Raw genomic sequence first — 18,347 nt, 5'->3', positions numbered from 1 at the left:
CGATGAGCACTTTGCAACATTTGCTACCCGCCGACATGGCAGCACCCTTTGCTGCCTATAGCCATGGCGTGAAGGTGAAAGCCGGTGCCGAACTGGTGTTCTGCTCCGGCCAGCTTGGCATTGCGCCGGATGGAAGCGTGCCGGAAGATGCAGGCGCGCAGGCAGAGCTTTGCTTCGAGAATATCCGCCGCATCCTGCGCGATGGCGGCATGGAGCTTTCCAATGTCGTGCGCATCAACGCCTATGTCACGGATCGCGCCCACATGCGTCCTTATATGGACGTGCGCGACCGGCTGTTTCCGCAGCCAGCGCCCGCCTCGACATTGATGATCGTTTCCGGCTTTACCCGCGAGGAATTCAAGGTCGAAATCGAAGTTGTGGCTGCTGGTTGATCTACTGCGCATCTTATCCGAAAACCGCTTCGCACTTTTCGGGCTGCGCTCTGATTCTTTACGCGTGACAAGAAGGCGTATCGCCTTTGCCTGAAATGGGTGGTAGGTGTGCGAGACAACCTACGCTCCCTTCAGGCCTGTTCATGTCAGAATTTCAGTCTTCCGCTGCGATGCGGGAACCTTCGCCACGCTCGTCCGAGCGTATGGCGGAACTCGCGCTTGCCATTGGCGGTTTCGGCATCGGCACCGGTGAATTCGCCATCATGGCGCTTTTGCCGGATATTGCCCGCGATCTCAATGTTTCGATCCCGCAGGGCGGGCATCTCATCAGTTCCTATGCGCTGGGTGTGCTGATTGGCGCGCCGGTTCTGGCGGTTATCGGTGCCAAGCTGGACCGCCGCAAGCTGCTTTTCCTGCTGATGGGCCTGTTTGCCTTTGGCAATCTCGCCAGCGCTTTCATGCAGGACTATTCCAGTCTTTATATGATGCGCTTCATCGCAGGCTTTCCGCATGGCGCTTATTTCGGCGTTGCATCGCTGGTTGCCGCATCGCTGGCCGAGCCGGGCAAGCGCGCGCAGGCGGTAGGGCGTGTGATGATGGGTCTGACGATTGCCACACTGTGCGGCACGCCACTGGCGACATGGCTGGGGCAGGTGGCCGGGTGGCGCGCCATGTTCGGCTCTGTTGGCCTGATTGCCATTCTGACCATGGTGATGGTGACGCTTTATGTGCCCAGGCTGCCCGCTGCTGAAGGCGCGTCGCCGCTGCGTGAACTGGGCGCGCTGCGCCGCAGGCAGGTGCTGCTCACGCTTGCCATTGGCGCTATTGGCACCGGTGGGCTGTTTTCCGTCTTTTCATATGTCGCCGCCACCGTGACGGAGGTTTCGCATATCGATGTGAAATGGATGCCGCTGGTCTTCGTCATGTTCGGTCTCGGCATGGTGCTGGGCAATATTGTTGGCTCCCGGCTGACTGACCGTTCCGTCATGGGAACCGTCGGGATCGTGCTGCTTTACGACATGGCGGTGATGCTGGCATTCCCGCTGCTAATGCAGCATCCGCTCACTGCTTTCCTCAATGTGCTTCTGGTCGGTGGCGGCTTTGCGCTGGTGCCTGCACTACAAACCCGTCTGATGGACGTGGCCGCCGATGCACAGACGCTTGCAGCGGCGCTTAACCATTCAGCGCTTAATCTCGCCAACGCACTCGGCGCATGGCTTGGCGGTCTGGCGATTGCATGGGGCTATGGCTGGACATCGACCGGTACGGTCGGCGCGCTGTTGGCTCTGGCTGGTCTGGTCGTGTTCGGAATTTCGATGCTGCTGGACCGGGGAACGGCGACGACGCTTGCCTCGCAGGAAGGCTGACCGGCCATCCAAGCGGTCAGTACAAACAAAAACACCCGTCGCGGGAGGAGCGACGGGTGCTTATGGGGAAGACCGGACAATGGGGGAGGAGGACGTCCGGTCTTTTGATCGCCAGGGAAAAATGGGAGGAGGAAACCCCGGCGATAACTTGTTTGAGCAATTGAATGCTCTGGAAACCATAAGGACCGCGCAGTTATGAGGTCGCGATCCTGAAAGAAGGCTGATGCCTTCTGGTGGCGCTTTTCCCGCTGATTAGCGAGCAGCAGCCTTGCGTGCGACGAACGGAATTTCCGAAGGCAGGATGCCGAGGTCGTTCAGTTCACGTGGGCTCAGGCGGCTCAGTTCGTTTACGGTTGTACGGTAACGGCGCCAGTTGTTGTACGAGCGGATCAGGTTCATTTCTCTCACCTAGTAAAATCTATCTCTCTGTGTTGCAAACAGCATATAGGCTTGTGCGTTCTGAAAAAGGAGAGCCAGATTTGCATAGCTGATGTGCAATTAAGCTTGGAGATTGCATGTTTTTTACGCAGATCGGTCATTATGTTATCACAATTGCCGTTCTCCATGGCCAAATCACCATTTTTGAGAGTCTGAGCGGCCTCCATCGCTATCATTTTCCGCATAGCTAGTGAAAATCTCCGATTTATACATGTATGACGGCCAATCCTCGGGTGGTTGGCGAGGCGGCTCAAGTTTTGTCGCAAAAGTTCTGGAATTTGTCGGTTGAAGACCACAATTCTACATGACTCCCAAAGCGGATTGAGCTAAGGGATTTGTGTCGGGTGCCGAAGCATGCGTTTTACAAATGCTTTTTCACTGTCTGTCTGCGGGAGAGCGCCAATTGGCCGCCGAAGGGGAAATCGCCCGAAATCTCTCAGGTACAAGGAACCGCAGACGGGTAAGACAACTCTGGAAAGTCGGGGGAAACTCCGCGCCGAAGGTGTAAGTATAGCGCTTTGCTATGCGAGTCTCTCAGGCCTGAGACAGAGGGGCACGAAGCTACCGCATTTTGCGGAAGGCACACGTGCGACTCTGGAGTTGTTATGGGCGATACCGCACATTTGAATACCCTGCCTTTGCAGGATTTGCATGAACAGGCTGGCGCGCGCTTCGGCGGCTTTGCAGGCTGGAACATGCCGATCACCTATCCGCTGGGCGTCATGAAGGAGCATCTTCATACGCGTGACCATACGGGCCTTTTCGACATTTCCCACATGAAACTGGTCGAAGTTTCCGGCAGTGATGCTGCGGCACTTCTGGCGGAAACCTGCCCGCTCGATCCGACGGTACTGAAGACCGGCCAGTCGAAATATACTTTCTTCCTCAATGATAAGGGCGGCATTCTTGACGATCTCATCGTCACGCGCCTCGGCGAAGACCGCTTCATGGTCGTCGCCAATGCAGGCAATGCCGATGCCGATATCGAGCATCTCAATGAAGCCGCATCCGGCAAGCAGGTCACGGTCAATCCGCTCGACCGCGTGTTCCTTGCCATTCAGGGCCCGGAAGCCGAAAGCGTTATCGTCGATGCCGGTCTGGCCGGCGCTGCCGATCTGGCCTTCATGAGCGGCTTTGAGCCCAAGCAGGGCTGGTTCATGACCCGCTCGGGCTATACTGGCGAAGACGGTTTTGAAATCGGCCTGCCTGCCGATGAGGCGCGTGCGCTGGCAACCAAGCTTCTCGCCGACGAGCGCGTTGCATGGATCGGTCTTGCCGCCCGCGACAGCTTACGCCTTGAAGCCGGACTTTGCCTGCACGGTCAGGACATTACGCCGGAAACCGACCCGGTTTCCGCTGGTCTGACCTGGGCGATCACCAAGCCTGTGCGCGAGAAGGCTGCCTTCAACGGCGCGAAGCCGGTGCTTGATACTATTGCCAAGGGTGCGAGCGCCAAGCGCGTCGGCCTCAAGCCGGAAGGCCGCCAACCGGTACGCGGCGGCGCAGACCTGTTCGATGAAAGCGGCCGCCAGATCGGCACGGTCACATCGGGCGGTTTCGGTCCTTCCGCTGGTTTCCCGGTTGCCATGGGCTATGTCGAGGCTAGCCTCGCCACCCCCGGCACACGTGTTTTCGCTGACGTTCGCGGCAACAAGGTTCCCGTTGACGTTTCGGCGCTTCCCTTCACACCGCATCGCTATCGCAAAGGATAATTTCCATGGCCAAAATCCTGTTCACCGAAGATCACGAGTGGATCAGCGTCGAAAACGGCGTCGCCACTGTCGGCATTACGATCCACGCACAGGAACAGCTGGGCGACCTCGTTTTCGTCGAGCTGCCGGAAGTCGGCCGCACCGCCTCCAAGGGCGAGGGCATCGTGGTTGTGGAATCGGTCAAGGCCGCTTCCGACGTTTATGCGCCGGTTGACGGCGAAGTGGTGGAAGTCAATGAAGCCGTATCGTCCGATCCGGCTCTGATCAATCAGGCTGCCGAAGGCGAAGGCTGGCTGTTCAAGCTGAAGCTTTCGGATGAAGGCCAGCTTTCCGGTCTCCTCGACAAGGCCGGTTACGACGCACTGGTAGGATAAAGCGATGACCCAGCAGGTTCTTCCCTTTGTTGCCCGTCATATCGGGCCAAGAGTTGAAGACGAGCGCGCCATGCTGGCCGCGCTCGGCCTTCCTTCGATGGAAACCCTCATCACGCAGGCTGTTCCGGCGTCCATTCGCCTCAACCGTGCGCTGGATCTGCCAGCGCCTTTGAGCGAACATGCGGCACTGGCCGAACTGAATGAAATCATGGGCCGTAACGTGGTGAAGAAGAGCTTCATCGGTGCGGGCTATCATGGTGTGCACACGCCGCCGGTGATCCAGCGCAACCTGTTTGAAAATCCGGCCTGGTACACGGCTTATACGCCGTACCAGTCGGAAATCAGCCAGGGACGTCTGGAACTGCTGTTCCATTTCCAGACGCTGGTTGCCGAACTGACTGGCCTGCCGGTGGCATGCGCTTCGCTGCTGGATGAAGCGACGGCTGTTGCGGAAGCTGTCGGCGTTGCCTGCCGTCATCACCGCGACAAGCGCAGCCGCGTGCTTCTGGCGGGCGATCTGCATCCGCAGACCGTCGACGTCGTCAATACGCGCGCCGAGCCACTCGGCTGGCTGGTTGAAGCTGGCAGCACTGTTGACGACAACACCGCTGCGGTCATCGTGCCGTGGCCGGATACCAGGGGCGTTTATGGCGACTTCTCCGGCGTTATTGCCGATGCAAAAGCCAAGGGCGCGCTGGTTATCGCCGTTGCTGATCCGCTGGCGCTGACCATCATGGAAGCACCTGCCAAGTGGGGCGCCGACATGGCTGTCGGTTCCATGCAGCGTTACGGCGTGCCGATGGGCTTTGGCGGCCCACATGCCGCTTATCTCGCTGTGTCCGAGCCGCTCACCCGCATCATTCCGGGCCGCATCGTCGGCCAGTCGGTCGATGCGCATGGCCGCGCAGCCTATCGTTTGGCGCTCCAGACCCGCGAACAGCATATCCGTCGCGACAAGGCGACTTCGAACATCTGCACCGCGCAGGCGCTGCTCGCCAATATGGCGGTGTCCTATGCCATCTGGCATGGTCCGGCAGGCTTGCAGGTAATTGCAACGCGCATTGCCGGTCTTGCTGCCCGCTTTGCCGCTGGCCTCAAGGCCGCTGGCGTCGAAATCGCCGGTGACAGCCTGTTCGATACGGTTTCGGTCAAGGTGGCTGGCAAGGCTGCGAAAATCGCCGACGAAGCCGACAAGGGCGGTCGTCTGCTGCGTGTTATCGATGCCGACACGGTTGGCGTGACTTTCGATGAAACCTCGACCGAAGACGATCTGGCCGCACTGGCTGTTCTGTTCGGCGCGAAGGCTGTCGAAGGTGACGCGGTTCTCGTTCCGGGCGACGCGCGCGGTGAAGGCTTCCTGACGCAGGATGTATTCCATTCGCACCGTTCGGAAACCGAGATGATGCGCTTCCTGCGTCGTCTGGCCGACAAGGATCTGGCGCTTGACCGCGCGATGATCCCGCTCGGTTCCTGCACCATGAAGCTCAATGCGGCGGCAGAAATGATGCCGGTGAGCTGGAACACGGTGGCCAATCTGCATCCCTTTGCACCTGCGGCACAGACCGAAGGCTATGCGAAGATGACGGCTGATGTCGAAGCATGGCTTTGCGAAATCACCGGCTTTGCGGGTGTTTCGCTGCAGCCAAATGCAGGCAGCCAGGGCGAGTATGCCGGTCTCTTGGCCATCCGCCATTATCACCAGTCACGTGGCGAAGGTCATCGCAACATCTGCCTGATCCCGTCGTCGGCGCATGGCACCAATCCGGCCAGCGCCTCGATGGCAGGCATGAGCGTTGTCGTGGTCAATTGCCGTCCGGATGGTGATATCGATATCGACGATCTCAAGGCCAAGGCCGAGAAGCACCGCGATAATCTCGCCGCCTTCATGATCACCTATCCGTCGACCTATGGCGTGTTCGAAGAAGGCATCAAGGCTTTCTGCGAAATCGTCCATGATAATGGCGGTCAGGTCTATTTCGACGGCGCAAACCTCAATGCGCTCGTCGGCCTTGCGCGCCCTTGCGACATCGGCGCCGATGTCTGTCACATGAACCTGCACAAGACCTTCTGCATTCCGCATGGCGGCGGTGGTCCAGGTGTCGGTCCGATTGGCGTTGCAAAGCATCTGGTGCCTTATCTGCCGGGTCATGTCGACCTTGGTTCCAAGCACGCCGTTTCGGCTGCACCGTTCGGCAGCGCGTCCATTCTGGTCATCACGTGGATGTATATCCGCATGATGGGTGGCGCGGGTCTGAAAAAGGCAACCGAAGCTGCGATCCTCAACGCCAACTATATCGCGCATCGTTTGAAGGACGCTTATCCGATCCTTTACACGGGCGCGCATGATCGCGTGGCGCATGAGTGCATCGTGGATACGCGTGTTCTGAAAGATAGCGCGGGCGTGACCGTGGAAGACGTGGCCAAGCGCCTCATCGACTACGGTTTCCACGCACCGACCATGTCGTGGCCGGTCGCAGGTACGCTGATGATCGAGCCGACGGAATCCGAGCCGAAGTCGGAAATCGACCGTCTCTGCGACGCGATGATCGCCATTGCAGGCGAGGCGAAGAAAATTGCCGATGGTGTCTGGCCGCAGGATGACAATCCGCTCGCCAATGCACCGCATACGGCAGGTGATACGCTGGCCAGCGAATGGACGCATCCTTACACCCGTGAGGAAGCGGTTTTCCCGGCCATTGCCCTTGGCGGTGAATTCGACGCGACGGCAAAATACTGGCCGCCAGTCAGCCGCGTGGATAATGTCGGCGGCGACAGAAACCTCATCTGCTCCTGCCCGCCAGTTGCAGCCTATGGTTGATTGCCAGTCTGGCGATTGAAAATACGAAAGCGCCGCGGAAACGCGGCGCTTTTTCTTTGCCCTTAAGGGATTGCCCCACCGTTGTTGGACATGTGCGTAACAGAGGGAAGGCGTATGTTTACTGTGCCAGACAACTGGCATGTAACCAACAGGAGGAAGCCATGAAGAAGACCATTCTCGCAGCATTGATCATATCGGCCGGAACAATGGTATCGAGCCAAAGCTATGCAGCAGCATGTGCGCTTTCGCATACGAAGGATTGTGCGTCAGTCTGCTGGCCATCAGCTATCTTTGGCCCTGGTTCATATCTTCTATGTTTGTAAGAAACTTTGTGGGTTCAAATGCTCGGATTTGAATGAAGCTGACAGTCGTTTTGAAGAACAAGTCCTTTGTCTTGCTCTACAATAGATGGCCACAACTTGGTTTTAGATAAAAAAAGAGCCGGACTAAGAAGTCCGGCTTAGTTATGAAGGTGCCACTTGGGCAAACCTCCAGAGGGGAACACTTACCGCGCGCAATGGGAGGAGGCACAGCGGTAAGTAACCCCGATATGGATCAGTTGGCCCCATTGTTCAACCCCTTAGGCGCTTTTTTTTGACGATTTCGGAAGATTATGAACTTTTTCACCCGTTTATGGTCGCGGCTAACGATGCAAACATGGGTTGTGTTTCATTTCGGATCAGGTTGCGATTGCTAAAATACAAAATCTTTTCCGTAGGATAGCCCATGAGTCGGGGTGGATCAAACGTCCGTATTTTGTCAGGCTTGCCTTATTTGCTCCCATAAACGCATGAAATCATTAGAATAATTCTAAAACATTCCTATCATAGTCATGTTCATTTGTCTTGCAGTGGGCGCGAGCTACTTATAAAAGGTGACCAACCGTCGGCACTTAAATCGAGCGCGATTTTTTGTAAGCACGATGCGTGGATTGAAAAGTTAAGTGCGTGCTTTGTGCGCCCGGCCGGTCGTGCAGCGCATTCATTGAAGAAGCCTTAGGCTGATCGAGAACTTACCCGAGAACTGATTAAAAGGGGCGGGCCGGTTTCTCTGTCTGTTTGGATAGATCGAAATGCTCGTACCGTTTCTCATCATGTTCCGCGAAGGCGTGGAAGCAGCGCTGATCGTTGGCATCATCGCGAGCTATCTGCATCAGACGGGACGCAGCGCCTGGATGCCAGTTGTCTGGATCGGCATTCTGCTGGCGCTTGCCATGTCACTCACCGTTGGCGCGATCTTGCAAATTCTGAGCGCGGAGTTTCCGCAAAAGGCGCAGGAGCTTTTTGAGGCCACCATTGGATTGATCGCCGTTTTCGTGCTGACCTCCATGGTGTTCTGGATGCGCAAGGCGGCGCGGTCCATCAAGTCCGAGCTGCACCATTCCATCGATGCGGCTTTCGAAACGCCGACGCATAAAGGTGTCGGCCTTATCCTGATGGTGTTTTTCGCCGTTGCGCGTGAGGGGTTGGAGTCGGTCTTCTTCCTGCTGGCCGCATTCCAGCAAAGCGAAGGACCTGCAGCGCCGCTTGGCGCTTTGCTGGGTGTGCTGCTTGCTGCCGCTGTTGGCTATTGCATCTACAAGGGTGGGTTGAGGCTCAATCTGCGCCGTTTCTTCCGCTGGACGGGCGTTTTCATCCTGATCATCGCCGCTGGTATTCTGGCCAATTCGGTGATGGCCCTGCATGAGGCTGGTCTCTGGAATCATTTCCAGACGGTCGTCTTTGATGCCAGCGATGTTCTGCCGCTCGACAGCACGCTTGGTTCGGTTCTGGCCGGTATCTTCGGCTACATCGCCACACCGACCGTGAGTGAAGTTGTGGCCTATGTGGCCTTCCTTGTCCCGGCCCTCATCCTTTTCCTGATGCCGCCGTCTGCGCCCGTTCAGGGTGCGCAGGCCAAGCATAGCGCCTAGTCAACGAGATTTTCATGACGAATCCAAAAGCCACCGAACCGTTTTCCCGCAATCTGGTTCGCATCGGACTGGTCCTGGCCGTGCTGCTGCTCGTGGCGGCAGGCGCAGCCTTCTATTACGCCTCGCGCGTTTCGGACAAGGCGCGCCATGCGGATGCCGAAGGCAAGATTCAGGTGGCGATCAATGCGAAAAGTTGTGAGCCGAACGAGCTGACCGTTCCCGCTGGCCGCTCGGTGTTCGAGATCATCAATAAGTCTGACCGCACCGTCGAATGGGAAATTCTCGATGGCGTCATGGTGCTGGAAGAGCGCGAAAATATTGCGCCCGGTTTCAAGCAGACCATTACGGCAAAGCTTGCTCCCGGCGAATATCAGATTACCTGTGGTCTGTTGTCCAATCCGCGTGGCAAGCTGACGGTGACGCCATCCGCCGCAAGCGATGCCGAAAAGGGCAAGAAGCTGCCGCTGACCGCCTTCATCGGCGCGCTGGCGGAATATCAGATTTATCTCGCAACCGAAGTGGCGGAATTCCAGAAGGCGACCGGCGATCTGTCGGCTGCGGTTGCCAGCGGCAATCTGGAAACCGCGCAGGCTGCCTATGGTCCGGCTCGCGCTGCCTATGCCCGCATTGCGCCTGTTTCGGAAGCGTTCTCCGATCTCGATACGGCCATCAATGCCCGTGCGGATTATTTCGAAAAGCGTGAGCAGGATCCCGCCTTCGGCGGCCTGCATCGTATCGAATATGGCCTGTTCGAGCAGAAATCAGCTGACGGAATGGCCCCGGTCGCGGACAAGCTGGCACAGGATGCCGGTGCGCTGAAGGAGCGTATTCGCGCCCTGCGTATCTCGCCGGATCGTATGCTCGCAGGCACCGCATCGGCGCTTGATCGCTTCGCCTCCACGGCAGGCGATACAGGTGAAGACCGCTATGCCCATACCGACCTGCAAGCCTTTGCCGGTCTCATCGAAGGTGCGGCCAAGACGGCTGATGTATTGCGTCCCATCGTGGACAAGGTCGATGCGAAGGCATTTGAAGGCATCGACAAGGAACTGGCTGCGGTGAAGGCTCTTTTGAGCGCCAATACCGAAGGCAATGGTTTCAAGGCCTACGACAATCTCTCGTCTGATGAAAAGGCGAAGATCAAGGACGGCGCAGCTTCGCTCGCCGCCCAATTCTCTAAACTCCGCGATCAATTGGGAGTGGATTAATGACCAAGAAATTTTTGAAAACTGATAATCCTGTTTCACCTTCACGCCGTGCATTGCTGCTTGGCGCCGGGGCAACCGGCGTTGCCGGTGCCGTGGCGGGCGTGTTGAACCCGCAACCGGCCCATGCGCTGTCTTCCGACAGCGTGACCAATGCGCCGGAAAGCGACAAAATTCACGAAAGCCAGCCGTTCCATGGCGTTCACCAGCCGGGCATTGTCAATGCACGCCCGGCGGCCGGTCTGGTTGCGGCCTTCGACGTTCTGGCGCGGGATCGCGGCGAACTCGAACGCATGTTCAAGCTTTTGACCGAGCGCGCAGCCTTTCTGATGAAGGGCGGCGAGCCGCAGCAGCTTGACGCGAAGTTTCCGCCATCGGATTCAGGCATTCTTGGCCCGACCGTGACGCCGGACAATCTGACCGTTACGATCGCGCTCGGCCACTCGTTATTCGATGACCGGTTTGGTCTGAAGCCGATGAAGCCCAAGCTGCTGCAGCGCATGACAGGCTTTCCAAACGACGCCTTGCAGAAAGACATCTGCCATGGCGATCTGATGATCCAGTTCTGCTCCAATACGCCGGACACCAATATTCACGCGCTGCGCGACATCATGAAGAACATGCCGGACTTGCTGATGGTGCGCTGGAAGCAGGAAGGCACTGTGCCGGTCCAGCCACCGCATTCGCCGAAAGCCAAGGAAAGCGCGCGCAACTTCCTCGGTTTCCGCGATGGTTCGGCCAATCCGGATGCGTCCGACAAGAAGCTGATGCAGCAGGTCGTCTGGGTGCAGAAGGAAAGCGACGAGCCCGATTGGGCCGCCAATGGCAGCTATGTCGCGGTGCGCATCATTCGCAATATGGTAGAGCGCTGGGATCGCACGCCGTTGCAAGAACAAGAGACGATTTTCGGTCGTCGCAAGGATAGCGGCGCGCCGTTCGACGGCAAGACCGAAGCCGATGTGCCGGATTACGCCAAGGATCATGAAGGCAAGGTCACGCCGATGGATTCGCACATCCGTCTGGCCAATCCGCGCGACGCCATGGCGCATGAGAACCTGATCCTGCGCCGTCCTTTCAATTATTCCAACGGCGTCACCAAGTCGGGCCAGCTCGATATGGGGCTCCTGTTCATCGCCTATCAGGCCAATCTCGAAAAAGGTTTCATCACCGTCCAGAACCGCCTCAATGGCGAGCCGCTGGAAGAATATATCAAGCCCATCGGCGGCGGGTATTTCTTCGCGCTGCCGGGTGTGAAGGACGATCAGGACTATTACGCTCGTGGATTGCTTGCGGCGAGCGGGCCGCAAAACGCCCGCGGGTGAGGTGGAGGCATTTCCCAACTGCCCCAAGCTGTTTGGTGAAATGCACAAACAAGATGACAGGGCGTTTTTGAACGGTTGAGGCCGGAACGCTCTGTCGATCATCATGGAGAGGCTAAACATGAAGTATCGTCTGCCATTACTAGCATCGGCTTGCGCCGTCGCGCTCTCGCTCAGCTTCGGTGCTGCCAAGGCCGAGGTTTCGCCGCTGGATCTGGTCCAGCCGATTGCCGACTATAAGGTCTATGTGCAGGAGCACCTCGACATTCTCGTGAAGGACACCAAGGCTTTCACGGATGCGATCAAGGCTGGCGATCTGGCAAAAGCCAAGGAACTCTATCCGTCTTCACGCGTCTCTTATGAAAAGATTGAGCCGATTGCCGAGCTTTTCGCTGATCTCGATGCATCCATCGACAGCCGCGCCGACGATCATGAAAATGGCGAGAAGTCGGACGACTTCACAGGTTTCCACCGCCTTGAATATGGTCTGTTCGCACAGAACACGACCGATGGCCTGGCTCCTTTCGCCGACAAGCTCTATGCCGACGTTCTGGAACTCCAGAAGCGCGTCAAGGATCTGACCGTTCCGCCTGAAAAGGTCGTGGGTGGTGCAGCCGCGCTTATGGAAGAAGTGGCCGCTGGCAAGATTTCCGGTGAAGAAGACCGTTACAGCCACACTGACCTTTGGGATTTCAAGGCCAATGTCGATGGCGCGCAGAAGATTGTCGAGCTGTTCAAGCCGCTGATCGAAAAGGAAAATCCTGATCTGATCAAGAAGGTTGAAGCCAACTTCAAGACTGTTGACGATATTCTTGCCAAGTACAAGAAGGGCGACGGTTACGAGACCTATGACAAGCTGTCGGAAGATGACCGCAAGGCGCTTGCCGGTCCGGTGACCACGCTGGCAGAAGACCTGTCCACGCTGCGCGGTACGCTCGGCCTGAACTAATCAGTTCCAGCAATGGAAGATGGAAATGGCGGGCATTGCCCGCCATTTTTTTAGATTGCGCCCGGATAGACTCTCACCGGCCGGTTATCCTTGACGGATTCCATCACCACAAAGGTCGATGTGCTTGCCACATTGGGCAGGCTGGAAATCTTTTCGCCCAGCACTTCGCGGTAGCGACGGATATTGGGCGTTCGTACCTTCAGAAGATAATCGAACGAGCTTGCGATCATGTGGCATTCTTCAACCTCACGTATCTTGCGAACGGCAGTGTTGAAGGCGTTGAGCGCCGCCTCGCGTGTGTCCGACAGTTTGACGGTCGTGAATGCGATGTGATCGATGCCGAGTTTTTCCGGGTCGATCGCCGCGCGAAAGCCCAGAATATAGCCTTCATCGACCAGTCTTTTCAGTCGCGCCTGACATGGCGTCTTGGAAAGACCGACCTTTTTCGACAGCTCGGTGACCGGAATTCTGCCGTCTTCGCTCAGGACTTCCAGAATGCGCCGGTCGAACTGATCCAGATCGTCTACAGACTCTATTTTTCGCATTCATTTTGCCTTTATATGTCACGATAATAAGATCGATTTTCCTTTATATGGTTCAAATCAAGGCAGAATGCAATTTGCGCCGATGATAGTGTGCACCCAAATAAAACAGAGGTAAACTGGGCGCTACGCCCGGGCCTGTTCTCTTTTGCGAGCCTTGCACCATGACTGATAAAATTCCTGCTTCCACAAATCCGGTTTTCCAGAATTTTGCGCCGCCGATCCGCGAGCAGAGCGCTCTGCGTCAGATCATTACGAGCGCCTATCGTCGCTCGGAAGCGGAATGCGTGACGGCTCTGGTTGAGCAGGCGACGCTCCCGGAAGAAACAGCCAAGTCCGTTCGCGCCACGGCGCGCAAGCTGATCGAGGCGCTGCGCGCCAAGCACAAGGGCACCGGTGTTGAAGGTCTGGTGCATGAATATTCGCTGTCGAGCCAGGAAGGCGTGGCGCTGATGTGCCTTGCCGAGGCGCTGCTGCGTATTCCGGACATGGCAACCCGCGACGCGCTCATCCGCGACAAGATCTCCAATGGCGACTGGAAGTCCCACATTGGCGGCGGTCGTTCGCTGTTCGTCAATGCGGCAACCTGGGGCCTTGTCGTTACCGGCAAGCTCACCAACACCGTCAATGATCGCGGTCTTTCGGCTGCCCTGACGCGCCTTATCGCCCGCTGCGGTGAGCCGGTCATTCGTCGTGGCGTCGATATGGCCATGCGCATGATGGGCGAGCAGTTCGTCACCGGCGAAACCATCGACGAAGCACTGAAGCGCGCCAAGCCGCTGGAAGAACGTGGCTTCCGTTATTCCTACGATATGCTGGGCGAAGCCGCGACCACCGCTGCCGACGCCGAGCGTTATTACAAGGATTACGAAACCGCCATTCATGCCATTGGCCGCGCTTCCGCCGGTCGCGGCATCTATGACGGCCCCGGCATTTCCATCAAGCTTTCGGCGCTGCATCCGCGTTATGTCCGCTCGCAGAGCGAACGCGTCATGGGTGAATTGCTGCCCAAGGTGAAGGCGCTTGCGGCCATTGCCAAGTCCTACAATATCGGCCTCAACATCGACGCCGAAGAAGCTGACCGTCTGGAACTGTCGCTCGATCTGTTGCAGAGCCTGATCGAAGATCCGGATCTGGCCGATTGGGAAGGCATCGGTTTCGTGGTGCAGGCCTATGGCAAGCGCTGCCCGTTTGTGCTCGATTTCATCATCGATCTGGCTCGGAGTAACAAGCGCCGCGTCATGGTGCGTCTGGTGAAGGGCGCCTATTGGGACGCCGAAATCAAGCGCGCGCAGGTGGACGGTCTGGAAGACTTCCCGGTCTATACCCGCAAGGTGCACACCGACGTGTCCTACATCGCCTGCGCCCGCAAGCTGCTGGCGGCAACCGATGCCGTCTTCCCGCAGTTTGCGACCCACAATGCGCAGACGCTGGCGACGATCTATCACATTGCCGGGCAGGATTTCAAAACCGGCCAGTTTGAATTCCAGTGCCTGCACGGCATGGGCGAACCGCTTTATGACGAAGTTGTCGGCCCGTCCAAGCTCGGCCGTCCGGCCCGTATTTATGCGCCGGTTGGCACGCATGAAACACTGCTGGCCTATCTGGTTCGCCGTCTACTCGAAAACGGCGCAAACTCGTCCTTCGTCAATCGCATTGGCGATGAAAATGTGTCGGTCGATGAACTCGTTGCCGATCCGGTCGAGGTTGTGCGCTCCATGGCTGTTGTCGGTGCGCGCCATGACCAGATTGCGCTGCCGGAAGGCCTCTATGGCGCTCGCCAGAATTCTGCCGGTTTCGACCTGTCCAACGAAGTGACGCTTGATGCGCTGAGCAAGAAGCTCGAAGCTACGGCAGATCGCAACTGGACATCCGAGCCGCAGGTTGCAGGCGCCAAGGTGAAGGGCGCAAGCCGTCCGGTGCTGAACCCGGGTGATCGCGAAGACGTTGTCGGCACGGTTACGGAAATCGATGCTGCTGATGTTGCCAAGGCCATGGCTGTCGCACAGAAAGCCACTGCAAGCTGGTCGGCTGTTGCACCTGCTGAGCGTGCCGCCTGCCTCGACCGTGCCGCCGACATCATGCAGCGCGACATGCCGGAGCTGCTTGGCCTTGTGATGCGTGAAGCGGGCAAGTCCATGCCGAACGCCATTGCAGAAGTGCGCGAAGCCATCGACTTCCTGCGTTATTACGCCGAACAGACGCGCCGCACATTTGGCGTTGCTCATAAGGCGCTGGGTCCTATCGTCTGCATCAGCCCGTGGAACTTCCCGCTCGCTATTTTCACCGGCCAGATTGCTGCAGCACTTGTCGCTGGCAATCCCGTTCTGGCGAAGCCTGCCGAAGAAACGCCGCTGATTGCCGCGCAGGGCGTGCGCATCCTGCATGAAGCCGGTATTCCGGCTGACGCGCTTCAGCTTCTGCCGGGTGATGGCCGCATCGGTGCGGCACTGGTCGCAGCACCGGAAACCTGTGGTGTGATGTTCACCGGCTCCACCGAAGTTGCGCGTCTCATTCAGGCGCAGCTTGCTTCGCGTTTGCTGCCAAATGGCAAGCCGATCCCGCTGATCGCCGAAACCGGTGGCCAGAACGCCATGATTGTTGATTCTTCGGCGCTCGCGGAACAGGTCGTCTTCGACGTTATCGCTTCCGCTTTCGACAGCGCTGGCCAGCGTTGCTCGGCGCTGCGTGTGCTCTGCCTGCAGGAAGATGTGGCCGATCGTATTCTGGCCATGCTGAAGGGTGCGCTGCGCGAATTGTCCATCGGACGCACCGACAAGCTGAAAGTCGATATTGGTCCGGTCATCACCGATGAAGCCAAGGGCATCATCGAAAAGCACATTCAGGGCATGCGTGAGCTTGGCCGCAAGGTCGAACAGCTTCCGCTTGGACCGGAAACGGCCAAGGGCACCTATGTTGCGCCGACTATCATCGAAATCGAAACACTGCGCGACCTGAAGCGTGAAGTGTTCGGCCCGGTTCTGCATGTTGTGCGCTACAAGCGCGACGACATGGAGCGCCTGATCGACGATATCAACGCAACGGGCTATGGCCTGACTTTCGGTCTGCATACACGTCTTGACGAAACCATCGCCAATGTCGCTGATCGCATCCGCGTCGGTAACGTCTATATCAACCGCAACGTCATCGGTGCGATTGTCGGCGTGCAGCCATTTGGTGGTCGCGGCCTGTCCGGTACCGGTCCGAAGGCGGGTGGTCCGCTCTATCTCGGACGACTGGTCGATACAGCGCCGATCCCGCCGCGTCACAGCTCGGTTCACACCGATGCAGCGCTCAAGGATTTCGCCAAGTGGCTCGGTCAGCGCGGCATGAACGATCTGGCGCAGGCTGCACGGGAGACCGGTAGCGTTTCGGCACTTGGTCTCGATATCGAGCTGCCGGGTCCGGTCGGCGAACGCAACCTCTATGCGCTGCATCCACGTGGCCGCATTCTGCTGGTGCCGCAGACCGAAATCGGTCTCTATCGCCAGCTGACGGCAGTGCTTGCCACCGGCAACACGGCGGCAATTGACGCAGCTTCCAATTTGCAGGTAAGCCTGAAGGACCTTCCGGCCAGTGTCGTTGCCCGTATCAGCTGGAGCAAGGACTGGCAGGCGGATGCGCCTTTCGCCGGCGCACTTGTGGAAGGCGACAGCGCGCGCATTCTTGAGGTCAACCAGAAGATCGCAGGGCTGCCGGGACCGTTGGTTCTCACGCAGGCGGCATCGACGGAAGAACTGGCTGCAAAGGATGACGCTTACTGCCTCAACTGGCTGCTGGAAGAGGTCTCGACTTCGATCAACACGACGGCTGCGGGCGGCAATGCCAGCCTGATGGCGATCGGCTGATCAATCTTCGTTTGAATATTTGAAAAAGGCGGCTTCAGAGCCGCCTTTTTCATAGGCTTGTCATCCGCGCGAGATAGGCGCAACGCATGTTTGTTCGTCCGATTCTCACTGGAAAATAGTTATGACATTGCAATCTCGACAGGATTTAGAAACGCGGCTGGCTCTGGCACAGACGCTCGCACAGGAAGCGGGCGCCAAGGCGCTGGATTATTTCAATCGCCGCGAGACGCTGGTGATCGAAACCAAGGGCGACTTGCAGGATGTGGTGTCTATCGCTGATCGTGATGTCGAGCAGCTTATTCGAGCCCGCGTCTCGGAAGCTCTTGCCGATGACGGATTCCTAGGCGAAGAGTTCGGGATGAATGCCGGTTCGTCCGACTATATCTGGGTTGTCGATCCCATCGATGGCACCAGCCCCTTCGTCAACGGCATGCCGAGCTGGTGTGTGTCCATTGCGGTTCTCAAGAATGGCGAACCGGTTGTCGGTGTTATCTATGCACCATGCTTTGATGAGCTTTACGTGTCAGCCGAAGGGCAGGGCGCGACCCTCAACGGCAAGACGCTGATGCTCGATCCGTCACGCACCATTCGCAATGCCGTCACCGGTATCGGCGCAAACCATCACGTGACCCCGCAAACGATTGCAAAGATCGTCGAAAACCTGCTTGAAGCAGGCGGAACGTTCATTCGCAACGGTTCTGGCGCGCTGATGATTGCCTATGTGGCAGCGGGGCGTCTCGTCGGTTACTACGAGCCCTTTATGCGCGCATGGGATTGCATGGCGGGGATTTGCCTTGTGCGCGAGGCTGGTGGCTATACGTATCCGTTCCCGGCCGATGGTGAGAACATCACCAAGGGGAACAAGGTCTTCGTTTCCGGTCCCGGCGCAGTCGATGATTTAAAAAAAGCCGCTGGATTATAAGAAATAGCCCCGGATTTCCGGGGCTTTTTTTAGAGGTATTGGATTTCCCATTTATCAATAGTGTGTTCAACGAAATACGCATAAGGATCTTTTGAAATACCTGAAAGATACAATAAATCTGGTGAGGAGATTGTGATGATCGCCTGCTTTTCCTCGTCATATTTTAGCTCGACTGGAGACATGGAATCCATTTTGGCGAGACGGGCAACAAATGTTTTCTTGTTGGCGCTGGGGCTTGCGTCACCGTTGATGGCCAAATTGGCCAATAATGATGGCACCTGCAGAACGACGATACCGTCTGCAACACGAAGCGCATGCCAAACATAGCCAGCGCCGATTTTTGCGTCGTCTTCCAGTAGTAAAACCGGATATGTCGCACTGTTGTTCGAATCTTGAAGATAAGCCAAATATTTCTGATGGGTTTCGTTATATAATTTTACTTTTCCGAGCATTGTAGCCTCGTTTTATAAAATAATTAATATCTCAAAATAGAGGTTTTTCTCGGCTTATTTCAAGCTGGCAGTATTTCTTCACCTTCACCTTCACCTT

At 57.3% G+C, this 18,347-nt stretch carries 14 protein-coding genes and 1 riboswitch; of the genes, 11 read left to right on the top strand and 3 right to left on the bottom strand.

The window, feature by feature from the left end:
- The first annotated feature begins 2 nt into the window (after positions 1 to 2).
- Positions 3 to 392, top strand: a complete 390-nt coding sequence (locus FGI60_RS08665; RefSeq protein ID WP_138784837.1) for a RidA family protein — start codon at positions 3 to 5, stop codon at positions 390 to 392.
- A gap of 143 nt (positions 393 to 535) precedes the next feature.
- Positions 536 to 1,759 (top strand): MFS transporter, encoded by a 1,224-nt coding sequence (locus FGI60_RS08660; protein ID WP_078336787.1) that lies wholly within the window; start codon positions 536 to 538, stop codon positions 1,757 to 1,759.
- 252 nt (positions 1,760 to 2,011) lie between these two features.
- On the opposite strand, the gene FGI60_RS08655 is transcribed toward FGI60_RS08660, so the two are convergent.
- The gene (locus FGI60_RS08655; RefSeq protein ID WP_078336788.1) at positions 2,012 to 2,158 is read right to left on the bottom strand and encodes a DUF1127 domain-containing protein; all 147 of its coding nucleotides are present in this window, start codon (positions 2,156 to 2,158) and stop codon (positions 2,012 to 2,014) included.
- A gap of 418 nt (positions 2,159 to 2,576) precedes the next feature.
- A riboswitch (glycine riboswitch) is annotated at positions 2,577 to 2,660 on the top strand.
- Positions 2,661 to 2,802: 142 nt separating this feature from the next.
- Here FGI60_RS08655 and gcvT point away from each other — a divergent pair.
- From gcvT to efeO (FGI60_RS08620), 7 genes are all read left to right on the top strand, one after another.
- Positions 2,803 to 3,909: a glycine cleavage system aminomethyltransferase GcvT gene (gene gcvT / locus FGI60_RS08650; protein WP_138784836.1), complete on the top strand. Its 1,107-nt coding sequence runs from the start codon at positions 2,803 to 2,805 to the stop codon at positions 3,907 to 3,909.
- Between the two features lie 5 nt (positions 3,910 to 3,914).
- Positions 3,915 to 4,283: a glycine cleavage system protein GcvH gene (gene gcvH, locus FGI60_RS08645; RefSeq protein ID WP_138784835.1), complete on the top strand. Its 369-nt coding sequence runs from the start codon at positions 3,915 to 3,917 to the stop codon at positions 4,281 to 4,283.
- 4 nt (positions 4,284 to 4,287) lie between these two features.
- Positions 4,288 to 7,101: an aminomethyl-transferring glycine dehydrogenase gene (gcvP, locus tag FGI60_RS08640; RefSeq protein WP_138784834.1), complete on the top strand. Its 2,814-nt coding sequence runs from the start codon at positions 4,288 to 4,290 to the stop codon at positions 7,099 to 7,101.
- A gap of 1,072 nt (positions 7,102 to 8,173) precedes the next feature.
- Complete coding sequence (efeU, locus tag FGI60_RS08635; protein WP_138784833.1) at positions 8,174 to 9,013, top strand: iron uptake transporter permease EfeU; 840 nt, start codon at positions 8,174 to 8,176, stop codon at positions 9,011 to 9,013.
- Positions 9,014 to 9,027: 14 nt separating this feature from the next.
- Positions 9,028 to 10,221 carry an iron uptake system protein EfeO gene (gene efeO, locus FGI60_RS08630; protein WP_138784832.1) on the top strand — a complete coding sequence of 398 codons (1,194 nt, stop codon included), beginning with the start codon at positions 9,028 to 9,030 and terminating at the stop codon, positions 10,219 to 10,221.
- Positions 10,221 to 11,540, top strand: a complete 1,320-nt coding sequence (efeB, locus tag FGI60_RS08625; RefSeq protein ID WP_138784831.1) for an iron uptake transporter deferrochelatase/peroxidase subunit — start codon at positions 10,221 to 10,223, stop codon at positions 11,538 to 11,540. Before efeO (FGI60_RS08630) ends, efeB begins: the two co-directional genes overlap by 1 nt.
- 118 nt (positions 11,541 to 11,658) lie before the next feature.
- On the top strand, positions 11,659 to 12,486 hold the full coding sequence (gene efeO / locus FGI60_RS08620) for an iron uptake system protein EfeO (RefSeq protein ID WP_078336796.1): 828 nt from the start codon (positions 11,659 to 11,661) through the stop codon (positions 12,484 to 12,486).
- Between the two features lie 50 nt (positions 12,487 to 12,536).
- Here efeO (FGI60_RS08620) and FGI60_RS08615 read toward each other — a convergent pair whose 3' ends face one another.
- Positions 12,537 to 13,031, bottom strand: a complete 495-nt coding sequence (locus FGI60_RS08615; RefSeq protein WP_078336797.1) for an Lrp/AsnC family transcriptional regulator — start codon at positions 13,029 to 13,031, stop codon at positions 12,537 to 12,539.
- A 161-nt stretch (positions 13,032 to 13,192) separates the two neighbouring features.
- On the opposite strand from FGI60_RS08615, the gene putA reads away from it, so the two are divergent.
- Positions 13,193 to 16,876: a trifunctional transcriptional regulator/proline dehydrogenase/L-glutamate gamma-semialdehyde dehydrogenase gene (putA, locus tag FGI60_RS08610; RefSeq protein WP_138784830.1), complete on the top strand. Its 3,684-nt coding sequence runs from the start codon at positions 13,193 to 13,195 to the stop codon at positions 16,874 to 16,876.
- 121 nt (positions 16,877 to 16,997) lie between these two features.
- A complete protein-coding gene (locus tag FGI60_RS08605) occupies positions 16,998 to 17,798 on the top strand; it encodes an inositol monophosphatase family protein (RefSeq protein ID WP_138784829.1) in 801 nt (266 codons plus the stop codon).
- Between the two features lie 29 nt (positions 17,799 to 17,827).
- Here FGI60_RS08605 and FGI60_RS08600 read toward each other — a convergent pair whose 3' ends face one another.
- Positions 17,828 to 18,250 carry a hypothetical protein gene (locus FGI60_RS08600; RefSeq protein ID WP_138784828.1) on the bottom strand — a complete coding sequence of 141 codons (423 nt, stop codon included), beginning with the start codon at positions 18,248 to 18,250 and terminating at the stop codon, positions 17,828 to 17,830.
- Positions 18,251 to 18,347 lie beyond the last annotated feature (97 nt).

It is taken from the genome of Brucella haematophila (assembly GCF_005938105.1).
GTDB lineage: Bacteria > Pseudomonadota > Alphaproteobacteria > Rhizobiales > Rhizobiaceae > Brucella > Brucella haematophila.
This window is presented reverse-complemented; position numbering and strand designations above follow the sequence as displayed.

Excerpts from the sequence above, each read along its gene's own strand:
- FGI60_RS08665 (WP_138784837.1), top strand. The coding sequence starts at position 3 with ATGAGCACTTTGCAACATTTGCTACCCGCCGACATGGCAGCACCCTTT.
- FGI60_RS08660 (WP_078336787.1), top strand. The coding sequence starts at position 536 with ATGTCAGAATTTCAGTCTTCCGCTGCGATGCGGGAACCTTCGCCACGC.
- FGI60_RS08655 (WP_078336788.1), bottom strand. The coding sequence starts at position 2,158 with ATGAACCTGATCCGCTCGTACAACAACTGGCGCCGTTACCGTACAACC.
- gcvT (WP_138784836.1), top strand. The coding sequence starts at position 2,803 with ATGGGCGATACCGCACATTTGAATACCCTGCCTTTGCAGGATTTGCAT.
- gcvH (WP_138784835.1), top strand. The coding sequence starts at position 3,915 with ATGGCCAAAATCCTGTTCACCGAAGATCACGAGTGGATCAGCGTCGAA.
- gcvP (WP_138784834.1), top strand. The coding sequence starts at position 4,288 with ATGACCCAGCAGGTTCTTCCCTTTGTTGCCCGTCATATCGGGCCAAGA.
- efeU (WP_138784833.1), top strand. The coding sequence starts at position 8,174 with ATGCTCGTACCGTTTCTCATCATGTTCCGCGAAGGCGTGGAAGCAGCG.
- efeO (WP_138784832.1), top strand. The coding sequence starts at position 9,028 with ATGACGAATCCAAAAGCCACCGAACCGTTTTCCCGCAATCTGGTTCGC.
- efeB (WP_138784831.1), top strand. The coding sequence starts at position 10,221 with ATGACCAAGAAATTTTTGAAAACTGATAATCCTGTTTCACCTTCACGC.
- efeO (WP_078336796.1), top strand. The coding sequence starts at position 11,659 with ATGAAGTATCGTCTGCCATTACTAGCATCGGCTTGCGCCGTCGCGCTC.
- FGI60_RS08615 (WP_078336797.1), bottom strand. The coding sequence starts at position 13,031 with ATGCGAAAAATAGAGTCTGTAGACGATCTGGATCAGTTCGACCGGCGC.
- putA (WP_138784830.1), top strand. The coding sequence starts at position 13,193 with ATGACTGATAAAATTCCTGCTTCCACAAATCCGGTTTTCCAGAATTTT.
- FGI60_RS08605 (WP_138784829.1), top strand. The coding sequence starts at position 16,998 with ATGACATTGCAATCTCGACAGGATTTAGAAACGCGGCTGGCTCTGGCA.
- FGI60_RS08600 (WP_138784828.1), bottom strand. The coding sequence starts at position 18,250 with ATGCTCGGAAAAGTAAAATTATATAACGAAACCCATCAGAAATATTTG.